The sequence below is a fragment of the Paenarthrobacter sp. TRD_SC_7 genome, from assembly GCF_056156245.1.
The window spans coordinates 336,872-361,677 of the sequence record NZ_CM149587.1 but is presented as its reverse complement, the minus strand read 5'-3'; the positions used below and the strand labels follow the sequence as shown (position 1 = coordinate 361,677).

Sequence of the window (24,806 nt, the reverse complement as noted above, 5' to 3'; positions counted from 1 at the left end):
CCAGGGGGCGGGCGCGCCGGCGCGCCCGCCCCCTTAGCTCCACCCCGCAACTTTCGGAAGGAACCATGGGCACCGCCATAGACAGCTTTGACGTCGCGGGAAGATCAACTATCCGCAGCGGTGACGGCGCCTTCTTTCATTTCCCGCCCTCGGCTGGCAGTGGCCGGCACATGGCGACAGACATCAGAGACGAACTGCTGGAACGCCGCCAGGCTGGTGCGCGGCCCCACGCCGGACGGGAGCGAATCGGGCTGGTAGCACCCGAACCCGTGGCTGCCGCACTCCTGCCCGTCCTACAGGAGGCCGGGGTGGACATGACGGTGGGTGACGACCGGGAGCCCGGCTCCGTAGGACTGCTCCTCCACCTGGCAGCCAGGCCCGCCGATCGGAACCGCTTTGACGCACTGCCTGGGAGCCGTGCGGCCGTGCTCCGCTTCTACGGAGAAGGCGACCTGGTCTTCGTCGATCCGCTGTCCCTCGAACCGGAAGACCCAACAGGGTGGCAGGTACTCCGGCGCAGGCTCGCAGCCTCACCGGCCGCCGCCGAACTGAGGGCCTGGCTGGATACCCCCGCTGCTGCCGCGGACTTCGCTCACCAGGGCACAGCCATGGACCTGCTCACGGCCAGACTGCTCACCGTCATCACCGCCTGGCAAAGGAATTCGCCGTCACTTGCCGCTCACCGGCGTACCCTCTGGCGGCTGGACACCCTGACGTTGGCAGCCAGCGAACACCCGGTTCTGCCCTTCCCGGAACCCGCCAGCCTGGGCGAGGGCTTGCGGGCTCCGCTGCGATGAGACCCGCCACCGCGCCGGATCACCTGGACATCACCGCTGACGACGGCGTTCGGCTCATCGCAGACCACTACCGCGCACCTGCGGAAGGGGAGGTCCAAGGGACGGTCCTGATCCGGACACCCTACGGCCGGACCCAGTACGCGGACCAAGCCCAAGCATGGTGCCGCGCCGGATATGACGTCGTGGTCCAGGACGTGCGTGGGCGCTACGCGTCCGCCGGCGCATGGAATCCTTATGACAAGGAGGGCCCGGACGGAGCTGCAACCGCCCGGTACCTCGCCGGGAACGGGCTGCTCAGGGGCCCCCTCATTCTGGCTGGAGCCTCCTACGATGCGCACTGCGCAGTTGAAGCAGCCCGGGTTCTGGAGGCGGAACGGGTTCCGGAGGCGGCAGCCCCACCCAAGCCCCTTGCCGTGGTGGCGATGGTGCCGGCACTGGGCCTTTGTGAAACGGCCAGGGAGCCCGGTGGCACACCGCGCTTGCGGGACAGGATTGGCTGGTGGCACCAGCACGGTTTCGGCAAGGAGTCCGGCCACCCTTTACCCGCCGCAGAGCTCCGGCGGATATACCGGCAGGCTGAGGAACGCGGGATGGACTGGGTGCTTCACAACCTCATGGATGACGCCACGTATGGTCCGGGTTCCTCCGCTGGTTGGAGGCGGCTCTGGGACGCCACACCAGCCGATCTCCACGGGCTCTATGGGCAGCTGAACACGCCGCTCCTGATGATTTCGGGGCAACGGGACTTCTTTGTTGCTGAAGCTGCGGATCTGGTGAGGGCCTGGGGCAGCGCGGCGCCGCGGACTTTGGTGGAAACCCTTTGGGGACCATGGGGACACCGACTCGCCAACGACCTCGACGCCGGAACCGCCGCCGCACTCCGCGAACAGGGCGGCCTGATGGCCCGGATCAAGGACTTTCTGGGTGCTGCCAGCGGCTGGGACTCAGCCCAATCCCTGCCCCCGGCCACACCCGTTGGAGACCCCCGCCCGCCATTCCTCCAGTGGGAGCCTGGCGACCAGCCACACACATGGCGCTGGGCGCCCGCCACCCCCGAGACGTTGCCGAACCACCTGAACAACCACGGAGAATCATGACCACAACAGCCGAAGCCCTCGGCCTGCTTCCCTTGCACACCTTGGTGGACGAGCAGACCGGGATCATCCGCAGGGTCCGTCCCGTTCTCACCCCGGAGAACGCCCCACCCGCATACACGTCCATGACCGCGGAGGTATCGAACGCGCGATGGCTGGGAGACTGGCCCGCCGACCGCGTTTCACTGGGCACCACGTTCGGCGACAGTCGGCAAGCCTGGATCGCGGCCGTCGCCGAAGGCATGGAACGGTACTGCGGCAACTTCATCCCCGCAGACCTCCCGGACCACCACTACTTCACCGGGACGGCCCGTGAGCTGACAGCGTCAGGCCGGGCCGCCGTCGGGCTTGAACAACTGCCGCGATTCGCGGAATGGCAGCTGGAGCGTGCGGCATTCCCCTACCGGAACCTCGACGCCGACACTCCCGCGCTGTGGACAGCGTGCAGGCGGGAATCGGACAGCTCGGACGTGTGGCTGCCGGCGAGCCTCACCCTCCTGAACTGGCGGCAACGGCGCTTCCGTGACCTCCCGCGGATCCATCATCTGAACTACGCGGGGATCGCCACCGGCCAGGGCCGCGCTGATGCCACGGACAGGGCGGTGCTGGAAACCATCGAACGCGACGCCCTGGAACTGTGGTGGCATTTGGACGGACCCACCCGCGGTATCAGGCCAGAGAGTGTTCCCGGGCTGGTGGACGCCATGGCCGGTTGCCGGCTGCAGTACTGGGTGGTGGAAATGCCCAGTGAGTTCGCCCCCTGCATGGCGGCCTTGGTGTTCGATCCGGACACGGGGCTGTACGCCGCGGGGTTCTCCTGCAAGAACGAACCCGCTGAAGCGGCACGCAAGGCAGTCCTGGAGGCTGTCCACACCTGGATCTATTCCCAGGGTGCCACCAACGCCGATGGTTGGGTGTTCCAAGCAGTCGAGGCAGGGCTCATGGCCAAGGGGCTGTACTTGGAACACCGTGAAGACCGTCAATACCTGGACGACGTGGGGCCCGAATTCGGGGCAGTCCGCGACCTCGGTGCGCATGTTCAGGTGTGGCTTGATCCCCGGACACACGTCCTCGCGGAACGCTTCACCAAGCCCGCGGGTGGGCTGGTGGACGTGGCTGCCGTGGATGACGTGTCCATGCCGGAGCTCTACAGGCGGCTGGCATCGGCCGGCCACACCGTATATACCCGTGAACTGACCACTCCCGACGTCGCGGCAACAGGCCTGAGTGTTGTCCGCGCCGTGGTGGGAGGACTGGTTCCCAACGCGCCGGCCGCCTTCGCCTACCTCGGCTGCCCCAGGTTCACCACAGCGGCCCTGGAGCGCGGGTGGCGTGAAGCGGCGCCGGCCCTCCCGGAGGACTTCACCCTCACGCCGCCTCCCCACATGTAATGGACGGCCCCCACGTGCTCCTTCCCTCAGGATTTGCCCGCGCCTGGAGCCACGAGGTTCCCGGTCCCCTGCAGCCGCCCGGACCCCAAGGTGCCCCGGCGACCGGCATAGTTGAGCACCCGCGGCATGGTGGGCTCCCAGTGGCCGCCATGCTGCGGGCCATCTGGTGGAGCGAGGACTTCCACCTGAATCCCGCCACAGGTCTGCCCGGCAAAGTGCGCAAACGCCCGGTGCCGTCGGCGGGCGGGTGCTATCCGGTGCAACTGCGGGTCCTCTGCGGGGAGGGCTGCGATGTGCCTCCCGGAACATACGCGTTCAATGGCACTGGCTTTGGCGGCAGCGGCGGTGAGTTGCTCCGCCTGCGGAACCACGACGACGGTACCCCACCTCAAGGGGGTCCGCGGGCACCCGCGCGGGGCGCCGTCGTCGTGCTGACCGTGCTGCCGCAGCGCACCTTGGCGAAGTACCACCACCGTGCGGGTCCGCTGCTGATCGCGGACACTGCTTACGCGGCGGTGGCCCTGGTTCACCATGCCGCTGCCCGGGGTGTGGATGCCCGGTGGGATGCTGTTGCACCCGTCCGTTGGCCCGGCTCTGTTCCGGAGTTCGCGCTGGCCACAGTGGATCTAAAGGTGGTGTCTCCGGGGAGGTGCCAGCAACGCCGCCATCACCGGATCGCCGGGGTTTCGGAGGCTCAGCTCGCTGCCCGCAGGAGCTGCGACGTCTCCCGCTCGCATGACCGTCCGTCTGCCGACGCGGGACGGGTAGTTGAGGACCTCCTGGAGAGTTCCCTCCTTTCCTTCACGCAACCAGCCCCTCCGTCCTGCCGTTCCCGCATACTTTCTGCGGAGTCGCTCCGTGGTCCGGAGCTCGCTGATCGATGTGCCGGGCAGTACTGGATAGGGAGCCTCGACGCCCTGTTGGTTTTCGAAACCCGGGGCATGCCAACACCGGCAGCCATGTGGTGGGCCGCCACGATGGCCGCCCACATCCTCTACAGCGCGGTTGGCGCGGACCTACCCCTGGAATTTCGGCCGGTGGGCGGCTGGACCGGTTCCCACAGCGGCTGGACCACGCTCCATGGACTGGGCGTAGCAACCCGGAAACCACTCACAAACCACGAAAGGGCCGCGCATGCTGGTCAATAAGAGGCTCTTCCGGATGACGGCTGGGCACCGCGGCCGGCTGGCTGGAGTGACAGCCCTGCTCTGCATCACTACGGCGAGCTACTGGTTGCAGGCGTGGTTCCTGGCCCAGGCCCTGGCGGCGCTGGTGGTTCTGGTGCGGGTTCCCGGAAACCCCGACGGCGGCACGTATGGGCCGCTGGTTCCCTACCTTGCCGGGGTTCTCGCCTGCGGCCTGGGGCGCCTTGTGCTCCAGCAGTTCCACGCCCGGCTGGCCAGTTCCTTGGGCTCCGGGGTGCGGTTGCAGGTACGCCGGAAGCTGGCCGACAGCCTGCTCCAGCCCGAACGGCTCAGGGATACCTCGGACCGCGGTGGAGCCCGGCGGCTGGCCCTGAGCGAAGGTGTGGACGGAGTGGACAGCTACATCAGCCAGTACATCCCTCACGCTTTCCAACTGCAGGTAGTGGTGCCAGCGCTTCTTGTCTGGATCGCGTGGCTGAATCCCTTGATGGCGCTTGCCCTGGCCCTTGCCGTGACCGTGGCTGTTGGTGCGCCGAAACTCTGGGGAAAGGCCCTGGCGAAACGCGGAAAGCGGCACTGGGGCAGTTACGAGGCACTCAGTGCCGACTTCCTGGAGGCCCTCCAAGGTATGCGGACCCTCAAGATCCTCCATGCCGTTCCCCGGACCAGGGCGCGGCTCCATCACAGGTCCCAGGAGCTCCACAGGGCAACCGTGTCCACCATGCGCACGTCCCTGGTGGACACGGCGTTGGCGGACTTCGGGATCCAGGCGGGGATGCTGGCCGCCGCCGCGCTGGCCGCCATCGCGGCGCTGGGGCAGGGGCCGTTGCCCGGACCTGGGACTGCGGCGATTACCTATTTCCTGCTGATGCTCTCGTCGGAAGTTTTCAGGCCGGTGCGGGATCTGGCACGCCAATGGCATGCCGGGTATCTGGGGCTCTCGGCATTGGGCAGCATTGACGCGGCGGGGGGCGCGGACACCTGCGGCGACCGCACACTGATGGGGGAGGGGCAGGCGCACTCCACGCAAGGTGCCCTTTCCGTGCCCGGGGTGCGTCCCGGCGTCGTGCCTCCAGGCCGGCTCACGCTGGAGAACGTGAGCTTCCGATACTCAACTGCGGACCCCTGGGTTCTGCGGAATGCGTCGGCCGAGATCCAGCCCGGCGGACTCACCGCGCTGGCGGGGGTGTCCGGGGCGGGGAAGAGTACGTTGTTCGACCTTCTGCTGGGGTTCCTGCCGGCGGGGGATGGCCGTATCCGCCTGGACGGCCGGCCGCTCAGGCCCAGTGACGTCAGCGTGGTCTCACAGCGCAGCTACCTATTTCCTGGGACCATCCGGGAGAACCTCCGCGTGGTGGCACCTGTTGCAACGGAGGAGGAGATCCAGCGCGTCGTGGAGATTGCCGGCCTGGCAGAGGAATTGCGGCAGTGGCCCCAAGGCTTGGACACCGTGCTGTCCGAAGGGGGTGGATCCGTCTCGGGAGGCCAGCTCCAGCGGCTTTCGATCGCACGGGCACTCCTGGTGGACAGGCCGGTTCTCTTGCTGGACGAACCAACATCCGCCCTCAACACCGAGCTTGCTGGACAGGTGTTGGAGGGGCTTCGCCGCGAAGCCGGACGCCGGATTGTGCTCATGATCGCCCACCGGCCCGAAGCCCTCGCGGCCGCGGACACCGTACTCCGTCTGAGCCACGGCCAACTCCACACACAGCAACAGGAAGCAGCCACGCTATGAACCTCACCGCACGCACACCCCGCAACCCGCTCCTGGGCTTGGTTCCGCACATGTCCGGCGAGTGGGCCGGGATAGCGTGGACCGCGGTTGTGGGGATCCTGAACAACCTGGCCCTCATTGTCCTGGCTGTTGTGGGCTCCTACGTTGTGGCGCTGGCTGTGATGAGGCAGGAGTCCGCAGCCCTCGAATGGTGGGTTGCCGGGGTGGTGGCGGTTCTCCTCAGGGCGGTGCTGACGTGGCACGAGATGGACATCTCGCACAGCATTGCGTACCGGATCCTGGCCGCGCTGCGCATGGCGCTCTTTGACGGTTTCGCGCGCGGCGTCCCTTCCCGCAAGCCGGACCAGCACACCGGAAAACTCGCCGCCACGGCCATGGGCGATGTTGAAAAGCTGGAGTTCTTCTACGCCCACACGGTTGCCCAGCTGGCTGGCTCCGCAGTGCTGTTCGTGGCAGGAGTGGCTGTGGTGTGGCCCCTGGGTCCGGGCCTTGCCGGGGCTCTGCTGCTGGGGTTCGTGGCGTTGGTGGCGGTGACGCTCCCGGGATTGCGCCGGGGCGCCGTGCTGGGTGCGCGGGTGCAGGAGGCCAGATCCGGGGTGTCGGTGCTCGCCGTCGACCTGCTGGCAGGCACCCGCGAGATCCTGGGTTTTGGACTGCGCGGGCACGCACAACGCCAGCTGGAGGAACAGAGCCTGGCAGTGGATGCCGGACAGCGCAGGCTCAATTTCTTCCTTGCCATGGCAGCATCCCTGCGCGAGCTTTGTGTCCTGGGCACCGTGGTGGCGGTCTTCCTCGCCGCCATCTCACAACCCGGGCTGGATCCTGTGTGGCTGCCCGCCCTGGTTGCTGGCACTCTGACTCTCCTGGCACCGGTGGCCGAGGGCGTTGCCACCGTAACCCAGCTCCAGCCGCACCGTGCCAGTGCCCAGCGCATTGGGGAGGGCATCAGCCTGCCCTCGGTGGCAACGGTTTCGCGGCCCCCCGTCGAGTTCAACCCCCAAGGGCCGCTGGGTCTGGAGGTCCGGAACCTGCAATTCACGTACGACGGCGGCGCGCCGGCTTTGCGTGCGACGTCCCTGTCAGTGGCGCCCGGCGAGCATGTGGGGATCAGCGGCCCATCCGGTGCAGGAAAGACCACGCTGGCCCGGTTGTTGGTGCGCCTGTGGGTGCCGGATTCGGGGAGTATCTCCTTGGTGTCGCGCAGTGGGGAGTCTGTGGAAGCCTGGGCCGTGGGCGAGTCGTCGTTCCGGCGTATGGTCACGTTGGTGGAGCAGGACGCCCCGGTTTTCCATGGTTCCGTCTTGGACAACATGCGCCTGGCCCACCCCACGGCAACTGAAGCCGACGTCCTGTCAGCCTTGAACCTGGCCGGGCTTCCGCTCGCTGGCGAACGATGGGCGGATGGCGTGGATACTGTGATCGGCGAGCAAGGGGTGAGCCTGTCCGGTGGTGAGCGTGCCCGCTTCTGTTTGGCGAGGGCCTTGCTGATCAAGCCGAAGATCCTGGTGCTGGATGAAACCACAGCCAGCCTGGATCCTGCCTCGGAGCGTGCCTTGGTGGAGGCTGTTGCTGGGATCGCCGGCGACACCACGGTGATCACTGTGTCCCACAGGGAGTCCACCTTGGCCGCATGCCACCGGCGGGTGCAGCTGGGCGCGTAGCCTTCCTTCCTGCCCCTTCCCGTTTCCCGCCGAGATGGCATTTGATGACCATGTTCGTCGGTCTGATTGTCATCAAATGCCATCTCGGCGGGGTCTGGAAGGCTTAGAACGCGTCCGGGTGGAGGCCCTTGGCGATCTGCTCCACGGCGCGGAGGTTGCCCCAGGTTCCGGGCATGACGTCATCGGATTCGACGGCCACCAATCGCTGGTTCTTCACCGCGGCTACTTCAGGGAACTTCTCCTGAAGGAAGGTGCGGGTGGCGTCCTCGTGGGCCTTGTCCAAGGTGGTGAACACGATGACCTCGGGGTTCTTCTGCACCAGTGTCTCCGGGGAGATCATGGCAGAGAAGAACTTGGCGAAGGCTTCATCGGACGGGCTGAAGAGGTTCTGGCCACCGGCAGTCTTGATCATGTCGTACTCGATCCCCGCCCCGATGGCCGCAATGGAGTTCCCCTCAACAAACAGCTCCACCACGGTGGGCTTTTCCTTGCCTTCCACCTTTGATTCAACCGAAGCCAACACCTCAGCTGCTTCCGTCCGAACGGCTGACGTGCGCTCACCCGCCCCTACTACAGCGCCGATGTTCTCGATATCCGTGAGGATGTCCTTGACCTCGGCTTTGCTCCGGCGTTCCATGCAGCCCGCCGTTGCTATGTAGGACTCAGCGCCTGCAGCTTTGAGCTGTTCGATGCTCGCAAAGCCCTGTTCGGCAGTGAATTCATACGCTGTGGGGGAGTAGACGAAATCGGGGGTGGCTCCCAGCAGGACTTCGCGCGACGGCGGCATCCGATCGCTCAGCTGCTGCACGTTACCGCGCTCTTTCAGTTCAGGCAGCAGCTCGCTGCCTTTGGTCTGTGCCTCGGCCACTATTTTGTCTGCGGCGCCCAGCCTAACCAGAAGCTCGGACTGGCCGGGAGTCATTGCCACAACCCGCTGGGGCACGGAGGTGAAGGTCAGGGTACGGCCGCAGTTCTCGATTGCTCCCGCGGGCTGCGCAGCGACACCGGCGTTTTCCTTGGCAGGAGTTTGGCTGACTGCTTGACCGCAGCCGGACAACAGCATTCCGCTGAGTGTCATCACGCTCAGGACTGCAGTGGTTTTGGGCAGGGTGGATTTCTTCATGGAAGTGCCTCCAGTTGGGTTGTATCGGGTGATGGGTAAGTTCAATGGCGGGCGGCGGAGAAGTCCGCGTCCTGGCTGGGTGGGGGCGTCGGTTCCGGCGTCTTCGCTGCGATGGCGATCAGCGCCCGCCCGGTCAGAGGATGCTCCAGCGTCCGGGATTCAACACCGAAGCAGCGGCGGATGAGTTGGGGGTCCAGCAGCGTTGAAGGCGGCCCGAAAGCCTGCAGCCGCCCGGACTGCAGCACTGCCACCTGGTCACAGAATTCCGCCGCCAGGTTCATGTCATGCAGGGCAGCCAGCACGGTCCTTCCCCGCGAAGTGACCAGATGCATGAGTTCCAGTTGGAAGGTGACATCGAGGTGGTTGGTAGGTTCATCCAGGACCAGGACCGGTGCCTCCTGAACGAGTGCCCGCGCCAGGAGGACCCGCTGCTTTTCCCCGCCGGACAACCCCGCAAAGTAGCGGTCCGTCAGGGAGGAGGCTCCGACGTCGAGCATTGCTTGGTGGACGAGGTGGTGATCCTTGTCCGAATCGGCACCGAACCCGCGCTGATGCGGGGCGCGGCCCAGCATCACAACCTCGCGGGCCGTCATGGGAAAGTCCTGACTGGATTCTTGGGCCATCACGGCCACCCGGAGCGCGGCCTGCCGGGAGTTGAGGGCGCGGACATCCTGGCCGCCTACGGTGACGGTCCCCGAGATGGGTTTGTTCACCCGGTACAGGGCACGCAGAAGAGTGGACTTGCCGCATCCGTTGGGGCCCAGAATGCCAACCACGGAGCCGCTGGGCGCAGTAAAAGTGACGTCGTGAACCACCGGGGTGCCGCCAAGGGCGATGCTGATGTTGAGGAATTCCACTTTCATCGCTTGATGCCACCCCGTACAGCGCCGTTTCCGCGCATGAGCCAAAGGAAGAAGGGCGCGCCGACCGTAGCGGTGAGGATGCCCAAGGGAATCTCGGCCGGTTGCGCCACCGTGCGGGCCAGCAGGTCAGTGAGCATGAGGAAAAGGGCCCCGCCAAAGATGGTGACGGGCAGCATGCGGCGGTGATCTGAACCCACCAGCATGCGCGCGGCGTGTGGCACCACCAAGCCAACAAATCCGATTCCGCCACAGACCGCAACCGTGGTGGCAGTCAGTAACGCCGTGGCCAGCAAGAGTGTTCGACGCAGCGATTCCACGTTGACGCCCAGGGCCGTGGCCGTTTCGTCGCCGGCCAGGAATGCGTTGAGCGCGCGGGATCGGAACATCGCGAAGACGCTGATGGCCACTAGTGCCGCGCCGGGCAGCAGCAGTTGCGGATAGGTGGCTGCGGAAACGCTGCCCAACAGGAAAAACAGCACACTGTAGACGTTCTGGGCATCGGTGGTGATGGTCAGGAAGTTGGTAATCGCGGAGAGCAAGGAGCCCAATGCCACGCCTGCCAGGATGAGCCGGGAGGGTGCAATCACGCCGTCCTGTTTCGCGAGCAAGTACACCAGGGCCGTCGCCGCCGCAGCTCCCGCGAAAGCCGACGCATTCAAGCCCAGCCCGCCAACCGCCGTCGAGCCTGCCACGATGGCCAGAACGGCTCCCACTCCCGCCCCGGCTGAAACACCCAGAATGTACGGCTCAGCGAGTGGGTTGCGGACGTTCGCCTGGAGGAGGGCCCCGGCCACCGCGAGGCTGGCCCCGGCAATGCCCGCCAGGAGCGCCCGGGGGAGCCGGAAGCTCCACACGGCTTGGTCCTGGGACGCGGTGAGCGAGCCGTCTGACATCCATGGCAGGCCGGGGAGCAGGTGCCCAGCCATGATCTGCAGTGATTCAAGGAACGTTGTTTGCAGCGGCCCGGTGCTGCCCGAGACCACCAGAAGCACAACGATTCCGAGCACCAGCATTGGTGTCAGCAACCGTTCAAGCGTTGACCTGCGTGGGCGGACGGGGCTGGCTGATCGAGCGGGGCGGTTGCCACTGACTGGGCGTTCGAGGTCAGCGGTCATGGAGGAGTCCAATCACGCCCTGACACTATCTTAAATGAGAATGATTCGCATATATATGGTGCCGAGATGGCATTTGTTGCCCATGTTGCTCGCTGGTATTGGTATTAACTGTCACCTCGGCGCGGGTGATGGGACGCCTGCTGCCCGTTCTGCTGCGGCGAGGGCTTCTGAGAGGCGTTCGACGGCGGCGCGGTAGTCAGTTCCTGCTGTCACCTTGCAATACTCGGCCTCGCGCATGGCCCGGGTCAGTGCCGCCGTTTCGGCAGCCCTTACATCCGTCATGGCGGGGAAGTCGATGGTTTGTGCGGGGTCGAGCTCGTAGCGGCTCCACTTTTCAAGGATGCTCTCGTGGCGGGCCACATCGTCCGGGAAACCAGCACGACGGCGGGGCTCGGCTGCGTGTATCCGTTCCACTTTGCGGATGCTCGCCAAGGTTCCTGCCACGGTGGCGAAACCGACGAAAACCATGATGAGCCCGGCTGGAGACCACAGCACGGCGGGCACCAGGATGGCGGGAAGAATCACCACCGAGCCTCCGAACAAGTCCCAAAAGACCCCGTCCGGCTCCGGGCCGCGGCCATAGGTCAGTTTTCTGTGCAGGACATACGTGGTTGCTGCGGTTGCGAGAACCAGAGCTACACCCCACAGGAGCATCATGGCGGGCATCGGACCACCTCCAGGCGAATTCGCTGCTTTGAATTCAGTATGCGGCAGTGTCTGCTTGGGCGCGAGGGGCAATTGTGCGGGTCTTCATTGTCGTACCCGGGGCGTAGCCTTGGCAGCATGAGACTGAAAATGTGCAGCATGCACGTCAAGGACCCCGCAGCAGCCCACGTCTTCTACACGGAGACGCTCGGCTTCGAGACCTTGATGGCCATGCCCGAGTACAACCTTTTCATCATCAAGGATCCCGGCGCGGACAACAGCAGTTCACCCGGCCTGCTGCTGGAGCCCAGCGATAACCCCATCGCCTCGAACTACATGAACGCCCTGCACGAGTCCGGCCTGGCTGCCATCACCTTCGGCGTGCCCGATGTCCAGGCTGAGTACGAGCGTTTGCTTGCCGCCGGTGTGACGTTCCAAGGTGAACCCTCTGAGGATCCCTCGGGCGTTAGCGCAGTCTTCGACGACGGTTGCGGCAACTTCATTCAGCTGCACCAGGACTGAGCTTAAACAGTTGTGGCCGGGACCCGTTGGTCCCGGCCACAGTCACTGAAACCTACGCGTGATCGCGCTTGGAAGTCTTCGGAGCATCACGCTTTGCCGCAGCGTTGTCCCTTGCTTCCTTGGTGGCGGCTTTCTTGGCAGCCTCGTCCTTGACGCGCTGCGCTTCAGAGCGGACAGCAGCGTGCGTGGCGCGCTCGGTAACCAGCCACTGCGGCGGAGCCTGCAGCAGCTCGGTGATTTCCGCCGTCGTGAGCGCATCCTCAACGCCGCCGCGGGCGAGGCCGCTGATGGAGATGTTGAGCTTGTGCGCGACTACCGGGCGGGGGTGAGGGCCGTTGCGGCGAAGTTCGGCGAGCCACTCCGGCGGGTTGGCCTGAAGTTCGGCGAATTCTTCGCGGGAGATGGACGAATCCTGGAACTCCTGGGGTGTCGCGGGCAGGTAGATGCCGAGTTTCTTGGCAACTGTTGCCGGCTTCATGGACTGGGAGTTCGAGGACGTCATGCTTCAAGGGTATCTGGCCGGTACTGTGAGTGTGTGCCAGACGCTGAAGATTCCGCCGAAACAACCGAGCCCCTAGCCGGCCTCCGCTTCGCATATGTTGCGGGTGTGACACCTGGGAAATGGATCCGGCGGTGGGAAGAGCGGATGCCCAACTTCCCGTTGCACTCGTTCATGTCCGACGACGCCGCTCAGGTTTCGGTGCTGCGCGACGGTTCCGCTGACCTTAGCTTCGTCCGGTTGCCCGTGGACCGCGAAGGCCTGAACGTTATCCCCTTGTATGAAGAGCAGCCTGTGGTGGTCGCTCCCAAAGGACACGAGATTTCGGTCTTTGAGGAAGTTGCGTTGGACGACCTCGCCGAGGAGAACTTCCTGGATGTTGACGAAATGGGCGGCCCGGACATGGCGCTCCAGGTGGTCGCATCCGGTGCCGGACTGGCCATCCTGCCGATGTCTGTGGCGCGTCACCTGAACGTAAAAGACACTGTCATGCGTCGCCTGACCGGGGCCCCCGGGACACAGATCGGTTTGGCCTGGCTGGTTGGAACGGATAGCCCGGTGATCGAGGAGTTCATAGGGATCGTGCGTGGGCGGACAGCTCAGAGCTCGCGCCAACCTTCAGCCCAGCAGGAGAAGCCCAAGAAGGCGCCCAAGCCGGATCGTCGAGGCGGCGGGCCCAGAAAACCTGCGGTCGCGCAGCGTTATGCGCCGAATCCGGATAAGGGCCGCGGCAAGGGTTCGCGCAAGAAGGGCAAGCGCTAGTTACGCACCGTGGATGGCGGTTTGCTGCTGCTCTGAGCGGTTGAGGTAGGCCAGGAGAAGGTCGCCCGCACGTTCGAGTTCGCCCGCTTCCAATGCTGAACAGATCTGCTCGTTTTCCTTCAGCCAATCGCTGTAGAAGTGCGCGTTCATGGTGGCTTTGTGGAAGTACAGCCGCATCTCTGCCAGGACTTGGGCCATGATCGTGTCCAGCCTGTTGCTTTCCGCGAGGGCGACGATCGCTCCGTGAAAATGCTGGTTGGCGCTGCCCAGGCCTTCATTGTCGCTGGCCGCGGCCGCCCGCTTGCCTTCCTCGACGGCGGCCCTGACGGCGGCAATGCGCTCCGGGGAACCACCGGCTCGGATAGAGCTGACCTCTATTGCGCGGCGAACCGTGTAGACGTCGTGGATGTCGCCTGCTTCAAGGGTGGCCACAAAAACGCCCTTATTGGGCTGGCGGAGGAGTAGTCGCTCACCAGCCAGCTCCGCGAAAGCTTCGCGGACCGTGTTCCGGGAGACGCCCAGATCCTCAGCAATGGTGGCCTCGGTCAGCTTGGCGCCCGGGACCAGGAAACCTTCGGCCAGCTGGTAGCGCAGTTCCTCGGCGACCCTCTCGGCAACGGACGGAACCTTCATGCGTACCCGTGCCCGCGCGCTATCAAGGCCAACGTGGTCGTTCTTTCCCTGATCTGCACTGGCCATAACACCAAAAATACACGATTGCCGAAAACTAGGATCGCTGGATCGTTGAACAATCCAGCGAAATGGTGCATGCTGGATGTAACGCACATCACGAGGCAGGGATCACATCATGGCAATCATCGATTTGAACAGCGACGTCGGCGAGTCCTTCGGGCGCTGGACACTCGGCGATGACGCAGCCATGTTCGAGTCCGTCTCCAGTGCCAACGTTGCGTGTGGATTCCATGCTGGCGACCCCAGCGTCATCCGCAGCACCTGCGAAAAGGCGGCTAAGGCCGGCGTCGTTATTGGCGCCCACGTTGGCTACCGCGACCTCGTTGGATTCGGCCGCCGCTTTATGGACATCGACCCCATGGAACTGGCTGATGACGTGGTTTATCAGATCGGTGCGCTGCAGGCGCTGGCGGCAACCACGGCAGCCAGCGTCCAGTACGTGAAACCGCATGGCGGCCTTTATAACGCGATCGTCAAGCACACTCCCCAAGCACGTGCTGTGGTAGATGCCGTGAAATCGGTTGACCCCAAGCTTCCGATCCTCGGCCTACCCGGTTCGGAAGTGCTGCGCCTCGCTGAGGAAGCCGGCCTTCGGGGCGTTTCCGAAGCGTTCGCGGACCGCGCCTACAACCCTGACGGCACCCTTGTCTCACGTTCCCAGCCGGGCGCGGTCCTGCATGATCCCGCCGAAGTGGCAGAGCACGTCCTTCGGATGGCCACCGAACAATCCGTCAGAACCATCGACGGTTCCATCCTGAAAATCCGCGCAGAGAGTATCTGCGTGCATGGCGACTCACCCGGAGCCGTCCAAATGGCCACCGCTGTGAAGTCCGCCCTGGCCGACGGCGACGTCAGCATCGGCTCGTTCCTCTAGCCCGCCCCGGGCTCCTCGCACCATCCCTCATCCCCCCGGAGGACATCATGACCAGCACCAACAATGCATCCAAGGCAGTGACAAGGAAGCCACCGCCCGGTGCCATCAAGGCGTACGTCGCCAGCCTCACCGGCACGTCCCTTGAGTACTACGACTTCGCTATCTACTCGGTGGCTTCGGCCCTCGTGTTCCCCAAGATCTTCTTCCCTGGCAACGACGAATTCGTCGCGTTGCTGCTTTCCTTCTCAGCCTTCGCAGTTGGTTACTTGGCCCGACCGATTGGTGGTGTGATCTTCGGCCGGCTCGGTGACAAGATCGGCCGCAAGTACGTCCTGGTCTTCACGCTCGTACTGATCGGCGTGGCCACGGTCCTCATCGGTGCGCTGCCTGATTACTCGGTGATCGGCGTCGCGGCCCCCACAATTCTTGTGCTGCTGCGTTTGGCGCAGGGCATTGGCGTTGGCGGCGAGTGGGGCGGTGCGGTGCTGCTGTCCAGCGAATTCGGTGATCCAAACAAGCGCGGCTTCTGGTCCTCCGCGGCCCAGATCGGCCCGCCCGCCGGCAACCTCATGGCCAACGGTGTTCTTGCCATTCTCGCTGCTTCCCTCAGCGAAGAGGCCTTCCTCTCCTGGGGCTGGCGCGTAGCCTTCCTTGCCTCCGCGCTCCTGGTGGTCTTCGGCCTGATCATCCGACTCAAGCTTGAAGAAACGCCTGTATTCAAGGCCATTCAGGCCCACGGGGATCGGCCCAAGGCTCCCATCAAGGAAGTCTTCACCACCCAGCCCAAGGCCTTGGTGGCCGCAGCCCTTTCCCGTGTTTGCCCGGACATCCTTTACGCGCTGTTCACGGTGTTCGTCGCTGTTTATGCAACCAAAGAACTGGGCATGACCACCGGCAACGTCCTGTCCGCGATCCTGATCGGCTCCGCCTTCCAGCTCTTCCTGATCCCGGCCGCCGGTGCACTGACGGACCGCTTCAACCGTCGCTGGGTCTACGGCATCGCGGCCGCTGCTACCGCTGCCTATATCCCGCTGTTCTTCCTGATGATTCAGGGCAAGTCCGTAGCCATGCTGACCAGCGGTACCGTCATTGGCTTGGCACTCCACGCCTTCATGTATGGCCCGCAGGCCGCCTTTATCACCGAGCAGTTCCCGGCCCGCCTTCGCTACGCCGGCAGCTCCTTGGCATACACCCTGGCTGGTGTGATCGGTGGAGCCGTTGCTCCCATCATCTTCACAGCGCTCTACGGTGCCGCTGGCGGCGGCTGGTACCTGATCGCCGTTTACATCCTCGTCGCAGCTGTTGTCACGATCGTGGGAATGCTCCTCGGTCGCGACCCCAAGCCGGAAGAAGACGTCCGTTTGATGCAGGAGACGCACGCTCAGCCGGCGGCGTAGCGAAAGATGGAAACCGTGATGCAAACGACCACCGCGAAAAGGGTTCGCTCCGTCCGGCCCGTCGGCACCCGTGCCGTCTTGGCCGAACTGGACGGGCTGCAGGATGTCCTCGCCCTGCAGGACATGCTCTACAAGTCCCCGCTTCCGGGGCAGGTGGACGTTCTGGCCGCCGCGGAAACGGTGATGGTGGTCGGGGAGTCCGCAGCGGCCACCCGCGCCATCGGCGCACGGCTCCTGGAGTTGGAACTGACGGTGCCGGAGGTTAGTGACTCCGGGCTGGTGGTCATCGATACCGTGTACGACGGCGACGACCTCGCCGACGTCGCGGAGCTCACCGGACTGAGCGTGGACGGCGTGGTAGCCGCACATACCGGCCAGATCTGGACTGTGGCCTTCGCGGGCTTCGCACCCGGCTTTGGCTACATGGTGGGTGAAAACGAGGTCCTCACGGTGCCGAGGCGCTCATCCCCGCGCACGGCGGTGCCAGCTGGATCCGTGGCTCTCGGTGGACAGTACTCAGCCGTCTACCCCCGCCGTTCTCCGGGAGGTTGGCAGCTGATTGGACGTACCGGGGCGCGGATGTGGGACCTGGATCGGTCCCAACCTGCCTTGGTTCGTCCCGGCGATCGCGTGCAGTACCGGGCCGTCCGCGAGGTTGTGACGGCCAGCGACTCTCCGACGCGAGAAGCCGAAAAGGAGCATCACGTCGAATCCGGTCTTCGGATTCTCAATCCAGGTGCGCAGAGCCTGATCCAGGACCTCGGCCGCCGAGGCTACGGTCCACTGGGTGTGTCTGCCGCCGGAGCGCTGGACAGGGCATCGTTGCGGCGGGCCAACCGGCTGGTCGGGAACGCGTCTTCGGCCGCGGCCATCGAATCCGTCAACGGCGGGCTCACGATGGAAGCCGTTGGCGACCAGGTGATTGCTGTGACAGGTGCGCCGACGACGCTGACTATAGAGTCGCCGTCGTGGGCTGGGTCCGACGACGGCGCCCAGCCGAGCGGCAAGCGGACAGTCCCGATGGCCGCACCTTTCGCGTTGCTCGACGGCGAAGTACTCACCTTGGGTGCTCCCGAATCGGGATTCCGGAACTACGTGGCGATCCGTGGCGGCGTGGACGTTCCTGAGGTGCTGGGCAGTCGCTCGGCAGACACGATGTCCGGGATAGGTCCGGCACCATTGGTCATTAGGCAGGTCCTTGCGGCGGGTGACGCTACAGAGTCCACAGCGGTTGGCAGCCCGGAGCTCCAGCCCGACTTCCCGGGTGAGGGAGTAACGGTGCTGGACGTCGTCCCGGGACCGCGAGCTGACTGGTTTGACCAGGAGGCGCTTGTTTCACTGTGCAGCCAGGAATGGCTGGTCACTCCGCAGTCCAACCGCGTGGGCATGCGGTTGGATGGCACTCCGCTGAAGCGAACGCGTCAAGGTGAGCTTCCCAGCGAAGGCACCATGGCCGGTGCCCTCCAGATCCCGCCCGCAGGACTGCCCGTGCTCTTCCTGGCGGACCACCCCATAACCGGCGGATACCCCGTGATCGGCGTGGTGCGCGACGAGCACCTTGACCTCGCCGCGCAGGTCCCCATTGGCGGAAAGATCCGCTTTCGGCTCATTCCGGATTCCCCGGAATTCACCACGACTTTTAAGAAGACCCCAGAGAAGTGAGTATTTGATGCGCAAGGTCCTGATCGCGAACCGAGGCGAAATCGCTGTCCGCGTCGCCCGAGCCTGTGACGACGCCGGCATCCTGTCGGTCGCCGTTTACGCAGACATCGATGCCGATGCCATGCACGTTGGCGCTGCCGATGAAGCCTTCAGCTTGGGCGGAAACTCGCCGGCTGACACCTACTTGAACATCGGCAAGTTGCTAGCCGTTGCGGAGCAGGCCGGCGCGGACGCCGTCCACCCCGGGTACGGTTTCCTTTCCGAAAACGCGGACTTTGCGCAAGCAGTGCTCGACGCCGGGCTTGAGTGGATCGGTCCCTCACCGGAGTCGATTCGGCAGTTGGGCAACAAGATCACGGCACGCGAAATCGCCGTGCGCGCTGGTGCTCCGTTGGTTGCCGGCAGCGACGGTCCCGTCTCGTCTGCGGCGGAAGCCCGGACCTTCGCGGAGGAACATGGACTTCCTCTTGCCATCAAGGCTGCTTTTGGCGGCGGCGGCCGGGGTTTGAAGGTGGTTCGGGAGCTCGCGGAAGTGGAAGAGGCGTTCGACTCTGCAGTTCGCGAAGCTGTGGCTGCCTTTGGTCGCGGCGAGTGCTTCGTGGAGCAGTACCTTGACCGGCCTCGGCATGTGGAAGCCCAGATCATTGCGGACAAGCTCGGCAACGTGGTTGTGGTGGGCACACGCGACTGCTCACTCCAACGCCGCCACCAGAAGCTCGTGGAAGAAGCTCCTGCCCCCTTTCTCAGCGATTCGCAGAGGCAAAAGATCTACGACGGCTCCAAGGCAATCATCCGTGAAGCCGGCTACTACGGTGCCGGGACCGTGGAGTTCCTGGTCTCCGCCGACGGAGCTGTGGCATTCCTCGAGGTCAACACACGCCTCCAGGTTGAGCATCCCATCACCGAGGAGACTGCCGGGATCGACCTTGTCCAAGAGCAGTTCCGGATTGCTGCAGGCTTGCCACTGAGCATCACAGAGGATCCCGTGGCTCGAGGACACTCCTTCGAATTCCGCATTAACGCCGAGGATGTTGGCCGTGGATTCCTTCCCTCCCCGGGGACAGTGGATCTCTTTGAGGTGCCAACGGGTCCGGGAATTCGCGTCGACACAGGCGTACGGTCGGGCTCGTTCGTGGCGCCGCAGTTCGACTCCTTGTTGGCTAAGCTGATCGTCACTGGAGCTGACCGCCAGCAGGCACTCCGCCGTGCGCGCCGTGCCCTGGCCGAAATCAACATCACCGGACTGGCAACCGTCCTGCCCTTCCACCGTGCGGTCCTCGAGTCCGAAGATTTCACGTCCGTTGCTGGCATGCGGGTTCACACCCGGTGGATCGAGACCGACTTCGCAGACCAGATCCCTGTGGATTCCGAATACAACGTGGTCGCCCCGGAAGGGGAACGACGCACTATCACCGTTGATGTGGACGGTAAGCGGCTCGCCGTAGGACTTCCCGCGGACCTTCTGGACGGCTGGGCTCGTTCCGGCCAGGGCATTCCGGCCTTTTCTACGTCGACCGATACGCCGGGTTCTGTCTCAGGCAGCGGCGACTCTCCCGCCGAATCCGCCCTCGTCTCCAGCATGGCCGGGACCGTAGTGAAGTGGCTGGTGGAACCTGGCACTGACGTAGCAGCCGGGGATCCTTTGGTGGTCCTGGAGGCCATGAAGATGGAGACCCAGGTGCCCGCCCACCGCGCAGGCACTCTCTCTGAGGTGCTGTCGGCACCCGGTGGAGTGGTCACAGCCGGCGCCGTGCTGGCGCACATCGAGTAGCGGCCTTGGAAACGGGTTACGACGTAACGGCCACGCCCAGCACGCTGTCCAGCAGCTCATTGCGGAACTTCCCCGTCGGGTCGTTGGACTGAACCAGGGCCCGGAAGTCCTCGAACCGCGGATAGAGAGAAGCGAAGTCGTACTGGCCGGGCGTGAACAGCTTGCCCCAGTGCGGGCGCGCACCGAACGGACGGAGGGCTTCCTCGAGCTCCGGGAGCGCCGCTTCTACCTCGGCCTGCAGCGGCTTCCAGGTGAAGTGGAGTGCAACGCTTTGCTGCTGGTAGAACGGGCTAAGCCAGAATTCATCAGCGGCCACGGTGCGGATTTCGGAGACGAACAGGAGCGGTGCCAGCTTATCGGCCAGTCCCCGGACAGCCTGCAGGGCGGCCGGCGCCTGATCCAAGGGCAGTAGGAACTCGCTTTGCAGCTCCTCGCCGTTGCTGGGCGTGAATTCGTGGCGGAAGTGCGGCAACCGGTCAAGCCACTTGCCAGCCACATCCAGCTGCTCGGTGCAGTTCTCCGCCGACATGTCCGGCAAGGGATGCATGGCGGCCGTTGCAGCGGTTGCCCCAAACAGGTCAGGCAACGGAGCTTCAGTGTCCAGTGCCTTCAGCCAAACCTGGGGGATGGTGTCGCCTGTGTAATCGGTGAAGAAGCTGACGCTGTAGGCACTTGAAGCGATGGTCTGGAAGTTCGCCAATGCATCCGCCCAAGAAAGATTGGTGAGCACGCGTTGCCGGATCTCGTAGCTCGGCCGGACAGCGAGCTCCAGCCCTGTGACAATGCCAAGTGCGCCCATTCCCACCACGCTGGCGAGAAATTCGTCGTCGTCCGCCGTGAGGGTGACCAGCTCGCCGGAGGCGCGCACCAGGTCAACACTAACGACGGCGGCAGCCAGGGAGGGGTTGTTGACACCACTGCCGTGCGTGCCGGTTTGGATGGCACCCGCGACGGAGATGTGGGGGAGGGAAGCGAGGTTGTGGATGGCGTAACCCTGTTCCTCAAGCGCGCGTCCGAGGGCGCCGTAACTGATGCCACCACTGACTTTGACGGTGCTCTTCGCGGTGTCCAACACGACTTCCTGGGGCAGGGCGTCCAGCATGATGTGAGTGCCATCGGTGTCGGCGACAGTGTTGAAGGAGTGGCGGGAACCAAGGGCCTTGATCCGAGTGGCCTGAGCTACGAGCTCGCGCAGCTGCTCCACAGTGGTGGGCCGCTGGATGTCCGCAGACGAGTACTCAAGATTTCCTGCCCAGTTCTTCATTGAATGATCTCCCGCTTGTAAATGTAGACTCCCGCAATTGTTAACGTTCACAACTAATTGCGTCAAGAGGAGTCCACCTTGGTTACGGATAGAGTTCAAGAAATCCGCTGTCTACCAGGAGTCGCAACGTGAGCAAGGGATCCAAGCCCACCATCCGGGACGTGGCGTTGGCGGCGGACGTTTCGCTGACCACCGTGTCGTATGTGCTCTCCGGTCGGCACGGCGGCACCACCCGGATCAGCCAGCCCACGCAGGACCGGGTCCTGGCCGCGGTCAAGGAACTGGGCTATGTGCCCAATCAAGCCGCCCGCGGTATGCGTCGTGGCAAAACCGACGTGGTTGCCGTGGCCATTGGAAACCTTGAATGGCCGTGGGATCGCGCCCTCGCCACTGCCGCGGCAAACATTCTGCCGCAGCATGGCTACCAGCCGGTGATTCTGCTGGGCGACGACTGGCGGAAGTTCATGATGTCCGGGGGCGCCGACGGCGTCATCATCGGTTACTTCCCCGAAGCGAAGTCCGAGGATGAAACCGTCACCGAGTTGGCCCGCCGCGGTGTCGCCCAAGTGGTCATCTCAGGCACCATGAAGCCTGCTGGGTTCGATGTCCTTGCTCCCGAAACCGATGCCGGGCTCGCGGAGTGCATGGAATTCCTCACGGCATCGCACCGCAGAATAGCTTGCATCCGGAGGGCTGACCCGGCTGGGCGACCCAAGAGCCGCTTTGCCGCCTACGCAGCCGGGCTGGAGAAGGCGGGCATTTCCTTGGACGCGTCCTTGGTTAGGACCTCACATCACCGCCCGGCCACTGCTTATCAGTCAGCCCTTGAGCTGCTCCAGCTTCCGAACCGACCCACGGCCATCCTCTGCACCGACGACATGGAAGCGCTGCAGGCGATCCGTGCCGCCTACCGCCTTGGCCTCCGCGTGCCCGAGGACGTCCAGATTGTCGGCGTTGGTAATTCCACCGAGGGCCAGGACTACGACCCGGCTCTGACCACTGTTGGGCCGGACCCGATCTTCGAGCAGGTTGTCCGGATGCTGCTGGATCGGTTGGCGGGAACCACCCCGGCCGAGGGCATCCGGGTTGCGTCACCGTGGAAGCTGCACCGCCGCGGCACGACGGGGGACTAGCTAGTCCTTCAGGGGACGGCGTGCCAGCCAAGCGGCCACGATCGCACCCGAGATGTTGTGCCATAGCGAGAACACTGCTGACGGCAGCGCGGCCAACGGGCTGAAGTGTGCGGTGGCAAGCGTCGCCGCCAGGCCGGAGTTCTGCATGCCCACTTCGAATGCGAGGGCGCGGCGAGCCTTGTCGTCCAGGCGGCCGAGCTTGCCCGCCAAATAACCAAGACCCAGACCGAAGCCGTTGTGCAGGACTACCGCCAGGAACACAATGGCCCCCGCGGCAACGATCTTGCTGGCGCTACCAGCGACGACAATCGCCACGATCAGTGAAATCACGACGGCGGATGCCCACGGAAGTGCCGGGAGAACCTTTGCGACGAGCTTCGAAAGGAAGAGCCGGGCCACAAGCCCTGCGATCACCGGCAGCAGCACGGTCTTCACGATGTTCAACACCATGGCGCCGGCATCGATGTGAAAGAAGGACCCGGCCAGGAAGAGCGTCAGCGCGGGGGTCACGATGGGTGCGATCAGTGTTGAAACCGAGGCGACGGCCACAGAGAGCGCGACATCGCCCTTGGCTAGGAATGCCATGACGTTGGAAGCGGTGCCGGAGGGCGCGCAGCCGACGAGGATCAGGCCAACGGCCAGCTCGGGTGGCAACTGCAGGAGCACGGCAATCAGCCAACCCGCACCGGGCATGATCACATAATGAGCCGCGATGCCGAGGGCCACAGCCCACGGACGCCGGGCCACCGAAGCGAAGTCCGGCGGGGTTAGCGTGAGGCCCATGCAGAACATAATGACGCCAAGCAGGTAAGGAACCGCGGCGCCCATCGGTTTGAAGAGGTCCGGAATCAGGAATCCGAGGATGCCGGCGACCACCACCAAAAGCGGGAACACTGTGACGGCGATACGCGCAATCTTGGCTTCAGCTGCAAGCGCTGGATTGACGGGCGCAGCGGGTTCTTCGGTTTTCGACGGGGTATTGGTTGCCTCAAGCATTCATCCATGCTCACACCCGGTGCCCAAGAGGAACGACTTCGTTACATCCGCGCAAGCGCATATGTCAGATGACCGCTGTTTCCCACCCAACTAGGTCGCAGCAGTGCGCGTTTTGAGCGCTCATAACGCGCTTAACTGCGACCTAGTTGGGTCAGGAGTTGAGCTTGCCGGCCAACCGTTCGCGCATACGAACACTGGCCTCGTTGAGTCCAATGAACTCCACCTCGCGGCCGTGATTCCGGTACTTCTCGGTCACGGAATCCAGTACTGCCACCGTGGAGGCGTCCCAAATGTGCGAGCCATGCAGATCGATGATCACTCGATCTATGCCTTCTGAGGAATCTTTAGCGTAGTCGAACTGCGTGTACAGGTCATTGGACGACGCAAAGAACAATTCGCCGGCTACCGTGTAGGTCGCAACAACTTCGCCGTTGAGTTCCAGTTCCGTCCGCTCAACTGTTGCGAAGTGTGCCACTCGCCGCGCAAACAGCACCATGGCGGTCAAGACGCCGACGCCGACACCCGCCGCGAGGTTGTGCGTAGCCACTACTGCGGCAACGGTGATGAGCATGACCGCGGTCTCGGACTTCGGCAGACGCTTGAGCGTTGAGATGCGGACGGAGTGCCAGTCAAAGGTGATCAGCGAAACGAAGATCATCACGGCCACTAGAGCGGCCATGGGGATCTGGCCAACAACGTCGCCCAGGACCACCACCAGCACCAGCAGGAACACGCCGGCCAGGAACGTGGACAGCCGGCTGCGAGCCCCTGAGCCCTTGACGTTGATCATGGTTTGCCCGATCACCGCGCAACCCCCCAACCCGCCCAGGAAGCCCGTGACAATGTTCGCCGTACCCTGGCCCCACGAGACCCGCGTCTTGTTGGAGCGCGTGTCCGTGATGTCGTCCACCAGCTTGGCGGTCATCAGCGATTCGAGCAGGCCCACCAGAGCCATGGACAGGGCGAAGGGTGCAATGATCTGGAAGGTCTCCAGGGTCAAGGGAACGTTGGGCACGAAGAGTCCGGGCAGGCTGTCGGGAAGTTCGCCCTTGTCGCTGACTGTGGGAACGTCGACGTTCCCCAACACAGTCACCAGCGTGATGGCCACGATTGCTACCAACGGCGCAGGGATGGCCGTGGTGATGCGGGGCAGTCCGAACACGATCACCAAGCCCACAATGACAATCGGATAGACCATCCACGGCACGTTGAAGAGCTCTGGCATCTGGGACATGAACACCAGGATGGCCAACGCATTCACGAAGCCGATCATCACGGACCGCGGGATGAAACGCATCAGCTTGGTGACACCAAGGACAGCCAGGATGATCTGGAAAACACCAGCCAGGATGATCGTGGCAATCAGATAATCCAGCCCGTGTGCTTTCATCACCGGTGCGATTACCAAGGCCACGGCACCGGTGGCCGCGGAGATCATGGCGGGCCGCCCGCCCACGATGGCCGTGACCACGCCCATGGTGAAGGACGCGAAGAGGCCGATGCGCGGATCCACCCCGGCGATCACCGAGAACGCGATGGCCTCGGGGATCAAGGCCAAAGCCACTACGAGACCCGCAAGGGATTCCGTCAGCAGGCGGCGGGGCGAGCGGAAGGTCGCCCGCAGTGACATGAGTTGCTCGGGTGTCATGGGTCCTTACAGTGCA

General features: G+C 64.4%; 22 protein-coding genes. 13 read left to right on the top strand and 9 right to left on the bottom strand.

Going from position 1 to position 24,806, the window contains the following annotated elements; all coding sequences use genetic code 11:
• The first annotated feature begins 65 nt into the window (after positions 1–65).
• Genes AC0J5Z_RS01835 through AC0J5Z_RS01810 form a run of 6 tightly spaced genes read left to right on the top strand, consistent with a single transcriptional unit; the run spans position 66 to position 7,823 of the window.
• Positions 66–797, top strand: coding sequence for a hypothetical protein (locus AC0J5Z_RS01835; RefSeq protein ID WP_475037088.1), 732 nt, complete (start codon positions 66–68; stop codon positions 795–797).
• A complete protein-coding gene (locus AC0J5Z_RS01830; protein WP_475037087.1) occupies positions 794–1,894 on the top strand; it encodes a CocE/NonD family hydrolase in 1,101 nt (366 codons plus the stop codon). Before AC0J5Z_RS01835 ends, AC0J5Z_RS01830 begins: the two co-directional genes overlap by 4 nt.
• Positions 1,891–3,282 carry a YcaO-like family protein gene (locus AC0J5Z_RS01825; protein ID WP_475037086.1) on the top strand — a complete coding sequence of 464 codons (1,392 nt, stop codon included), beginning with the start codon at positions 1,891–1,893 and terminating at the stop codon, positions 3,280–3,282. The genes AC0J5Z_RS01830 and AC0J5Z_RS01825 overlap by 4 nt, the downstream gene beginning before the upstream one ends.
• Positions 3,282–4,430 (top strand): nitroreductase family protein, encoded by a 1,149-nt coding sequence (locus AC0J5Z_RS01820; RefSeq protein WP_475037085.1) that lies wholly within the window; start codon positions 3,282–3,284, stop codon positions 4,428–4,430. The genes AC0J5Z_RS01825 and AC0J5Z_RS01820 overlap by 1 nt, the downstream gene beginning before the upstream one ends.
• Positions 4,417–6,162 (top strand): ABC transporter ATP-binding protein/permease, encoded by a 1,746-nt coding sequence (locus tag AC0J5Z_RS01815; RefSeq protein WP_475037084.1) that lies wholly within the window; start codon positions 4,417–4,419, stop codon positions 6,160–6,162. Before AC0J5Z_RS01820 ends, AC0J5Z_RS01815 begins: the two co-directional genes overlap by 14 nt.
• The gene (locus tag AC0J5Z_RS01810) at positions 6,159–7,823 is read left to right on the top strand and encodes an amino acid ABC transporter ATP-binding/permease protein (RefSeq protein ID WP_475037083.1); all 1,665 of its coding nucleotides are present in this window, start codon (positions 6,159–6,161) and stop codon (positions 7,821–7,823) included. Before AC0J5Z_RS01815 ends, AC0J5Z_RS01810 begins: the two co-directional genes overlap by 4 nt.
• Positions 7,824–7,926: 103 nt before the next feature.
• On the opposite strand, the gene AC0J5Z_RS01805 is transcribed toward AC0J5Z_RS01810, so the two are convergent.
• The 4 genes from AC0J5Z_RS01805 to AC0J5Z_RS01790 all read right to left on the bottom strand — a co-directional run bounded on the left by AC0J5Z_RS01805 (position 7,927) and on the right by AC0J5Z_RS01790 (position 11,590).
• On the bottom strand, positions 7,927–8,946 hold the full coding sequence (locus AC0J5Z_RS01805; RefSeq protein ID WP_475037081.1) for an ABC transporter substrate-binding protein: 1,020 nt from the start codon (positions 8,944–8,946) through the stop codon (positions 7,927–7,929).
• A gap of 41 nt (positions 8,947–8,987) precedes the next feature.
• Positions 8,988–9,809: an ABC transporter ATP-binding protein gene (locus AC0J5Z_RS01800; protein WP_475037080.1), complete on the bottom strand. Its 822-nt coding sequence runs from the start codon at positions 9,807–9,809 to the stop codon at positions 8,988–8,990.
• A complete protein-coding gene (locus AC0J5Z_RS01795) occupies positions 9,806–10,924 on the bottom strand; it encodes a FecCD family ABC transporter permease (protein ID WP_475037079.1) in 1,119 nt (372 codons plus the stop codon). The genes AC0J5Z_RS01800 and AC0J5Z_RS01795 overlap by 4 nt, the downstream gene beginning before the upstream one ends.
• A 111-nt stretch (positions 10,925–11,035) precedes the next feature.
• Entirely contained in the window at positions 11,036–11,590 is a 555-nt protein-coding gene (locus tag AC0J5Z_RS01790; RefSeq protein WP_475037078.1) for a hypothetical protein, read from the bottom strand.
• 117 nt (positions 11,591–11,707) lie between these two features.
• On the opposite strand from AC0J5Z_RS01790, the gene AC0J5Z_RS01785 reads away from it, so the two are divergent.
• Entirely contained in the window at positions 11,708–12,091 is a 384-nt protein-coding gene (locus AC0J5Z_RS01785; protein ID WP_475037077.1) for a VOC family protein, read from the top strand.
• Between the two features lie 52 nt (positions 12,092–12,143).
• Here AC0J5Z_RS01785 and AC0J5Z_RS01780 read toward each other — a convergent pair whose 3' ends face one another.
• Entirely contained in the window at positions 12,144–12,593 is a 450-nt protein-coding gene (locus tag AC0J5Z_RS01780) for a DUF5997 family protein (protein WP_062072297.1), read from the bottom strand.
• A 33-nt stretch (positions 12,594–12,626) separates the two neighbouring features.
• Between AC0J5Z_RS01780 and AC0J5Z_RS01775 the strand changes: the two genes are divergently transcribed.
• Complete coding sequence (locus tag AC0J5Z_RS01775) at positions 12,627–13,352, top strand: LysR family substrate-binding domain-containing protein (protein ID WP_475037075.1); 726 nt, start codon at positions 12,627–12,629, stop codon at positions 13,350–13,352.
• Here AC0J5Z_RS01775 and AC0J5Z_RS01770 read toward each other — a convergent pair whose 3' ends face one another.
• Positions 13,353–14,051: a GntR family transcriptional regulator gene (locus tag AC0J5Z_RS01770; protein WP_475037073.1), complete on the bottom strand. Its 699-nt coding sequence runs from the start codon at positions 14,049–14,051 to the stop codon at positions 13,353–13,355.
• Positions 14,052–14,160: 109 nt separating this feature from the next.
• Here AC0J5Z_RS01770 and AC0J5Z_RS01765 point away from each other — a divergent pair, with 109 nt between their 5' ends.
• From AC0J5Z_RS01765 to AC0J5Z_RS01750, 4 genes are read left to right on the top strand one after another with little or no spacing between them, the layout of a single operon-like run.
• A complete protein-coding gene (locus AC0J5Z_RS01765; RefSeq protein WP_475037072.1) occupies positions 14,161–14,919 on the top strand; it encodes a LamB/YcsF family protein in 759 nt (252 codons plus the stop codon).
• A 47-nt stretch (positions 14,920–14,966) separates the two neighbouring features.
• The gene (locus AC0J5Z_RS01760; protein ID WP_475037070.1) at positions 14,967–16,316 is read left to right on the top strand and encodes an MFS transporter; all 1,350 of its coding nucleotides are present in this window, start codon (positions 14,967–14,969) and stop codon (positions 16,314–16,316) included.
• 6 nt (positions 16,317–16,322) lie between these two features.
• On the top strand, positions 16,323–17,978 hold the full coding sequence (locus AC0J5Z_RS01755; RefSeq protein ID WP_475037069.1) for a 5-oxoprolinase subunit B/C family protein: 1,656 nt from the start codon (positions 16,323–16,325) through the stop codon (positions 17,976–17,978).
• A gap of 7 nt (positions 17,979–17,985) precedes the next feature.
• Complete coding sequence (locus AC0J5Z_RS01750) at positions 17,986–19,749, top strand: acetyl/propionyl/methylcrotonyl-CoA carboxylase subunit alpha (protein ID WP_475037066.1); 1,764 nt, start codon at positions 17,986–17,988, stop codon at positions 19,747–19,749.
• A gap of 16 nt (positions 19,750–19,765) precedes the next feature.
• On the opposite strand, the gene AC0J5Z_RS01745 is transcribed toward AC0J5Z_RS01750, so the two are convergent.
• Complete coding sequence (locus AC0J5Z_RS01745) at positions 19,766–21,013, bottom strand: D-arabinono-1,4-lactone oxidase (protein ID WP_475037065.1); 1,248 nt, start codon at positions 21,011–21,013, stop codon at positions 19,766–19,768.
• A 128-nt stretch (positions 21,014–21,141) separates the two neighbouring features.
• Here AC0J5Z_RS01745 and AC0J5Z_RS01740 point away from each other — a divergent pair, with 128 nt between their 5' ends.
• Positions 21,142–22,146: a LacI family DNA-binding transcriptional regulator gene (locus tag AC0J5Z_RS01740; protein ID WP_475037064.1), complete on the top strand. Its 1,005-nt coding sequence runs from the start codon at positions 21,142–21,144 to the stop codon at positions 22,144–22,146.
• Here AC0J5Z_RS01740 and AC0J5Z_RS01735 read toward each other — a convergent pair whose 3' ends face one another.
• Together AC0J5Z_RS01735 and AC0J5Z_RS01730 are read right to left on the bottom strand one after the other, a co-directional pair.
• Complete coding sequence (locus AC0J5Z_RS01735; protein WP_475037062.1) at positions 22,147–23,142, bottom strand: bile acid:sodium symporter family protein; 996 nt, start codon at positions 23,140–23,142, stop codon at positions 22,147–22,149.
• A gap of 151 nt (positions 23,143–23,293) precedes the next feature.
• Positions 23,294–24,790 carry a SulP family inorganic anion transporter gene (locus AC0J5Z_RS01730; RefSeq protein WP_475037061.1) on the bottom strand — a complete coding sequence of 499 codons (1,497 nt, stop codon included), beginning with the start codon at positions 24,788–24,790 and terminating at the stop codon, positions 23,294–23,296.
• Between the last annotated feature and the right edge of the window lie 16 nt (positions 24,791–24,806).

Bases quoted from the DNA above. Each gene is read 5' to 3' on its own strand.
- AC0J5Z_RS01835 (WP_475037088.1), top strand. From the start codon at position 66: ATGGGCACCGCCATAGACAGCTTTGACGTCGCGGGAAGATCAACTATC.
- AC0J5Z_RS01830 (WP_475037087.1), top strand. From the start codon at position 794: ATGAGACCCGCCACCGCGCCGGATCACCTGGACATCACCGCTGACGAC.
- AC0J5Z_RS01825 (WP_475037086.1), top strand. From the start codon at position 1,891: ATGACCACAACAGCCGAAGCCCTCGGCCTGCTTCCCTTGCACACCTTG.
- AC0J5Z_RS01820 (WP_475037085.1), top strand. From the start codon at position 3,282: ATGGACGGCCCCCACGTGCTCCTTCCCTCAGGATTTGCCCGCGCCTGG.
- AC0J5Z_RS01815 (WP_475037084.1), top strand. From the start codon at position 4,417: ATGCTGGTCAATAAGAGGCTCTTCCGGATGACGGCTGGGCACCGCGGC.
- AC0J5Z_RS01810 (WP_475037083.1), top strand. From the start codon at position 6,159: ATGAACCTCACCGCACGCACACCCCGCAACCCGCTCCTGGGCTTGGTT.
- AC0J5Z_RS01805 (WP_475037081.1), bottom strand. From the start codon at position 8,946: ATGAAGAAATCCACCCTGCCCAAAACCACTGCAGTCCTGAGCGTGATG.
- AC0J5Z_RS01800 (WP_475037080.1), bottom strand. From the start codon at position 9,809: ATGAAAGTGGAATTCCTCAACATCAGCATCGCCCTTGGCGGCACCCCG.
- AC0J5Z_RS01795 (WP_475037079.1), bottom strand. From the start codon at position 10,924: ATGACCGCTGACCTCGAACGCCCAGTCAGTGGCAACCGCCCCGCTCGA.
- AC0J5Z_RS01790 (WP_475037078.1), bottom strand. From the start codon at position 11,590: ATGCCCGCCATGATGCTCCTGTGGGGTGTAGCTCTGGTTCTCGCAACC.
- AC0J5Z_RS01785 (WP_475037077.1), top strand. From the start codon at position 11,708: ATGAGACTGAAAATGTGCAGCATGCACGTCAAGGACCCCGCAGCAGCC.
- AC0J5Z_RS01780 (WP_062072297.1), bottom strand. From the start codon at position 12,593: ATGACGTCCTCGAACTCCCAGTCCATGAAGCCGGCAACAGTTGCCAAG.
- AC0J5Z_RS01770 (WP_475037073.1), bottom strand. From the start codon at position 14,051: ATGGCCAGTGCAGATCAGGGAAAGAACGACCACGTTGGCCTTGATAGC.
- AC0J5Z_RS01765 (WP_475037072.1), top strand. From the start codon at position 14,161: ATGGCAATCATCGATTTGAACAGCGACGTCGGCGAGTCCTTCGGGCGC.
- AC0J5Z_RS01760 (WP_475037070.1), top strand. From the start codon at position 14,967: ATGACCAGCACCAACAATGCATCCAAGGCAGTGACAAGGAAGCCACCG.
- AC0J5Z_RS01755 (WP_475037069.1), top strand. From the start codon at position 16,323: ATGGAAACCGTGATGCAAACGACCACCGCGAAAAGGGTTCGCTCCGTC.
- AC0J5Z_RS01750 (WP_475037066.1), top strand. From the start codon at position 17,986: ATGCGCAAGGTCCTGATCGCGAACCGAGGCGAAATCGCTGTCCGCGTC.
- AC0J5Z_RS01745 (WP_475037065.1), bottom strand. From the start codon at position 21,013: ATGAAGAACTGGGCAGGAAATCTTGAGTACTCGTCTGCGGACATCCAG.
- AC0J5Z_RS01735 (WP_475037062.1), bottom strand. From the start codon at position 23,142: ATGCTTGAGGCAACCAATACCCCGTCGAAAACCGAAGAACCCGCTGCG.
- AC0J5Z_RS01730 (WP_475037061.1), bottom strand. From the start codon at position 24,790: ATGACACCCGAGCAACTCATGTCACTGCGGGCGACCTTCCGCTCGCCC.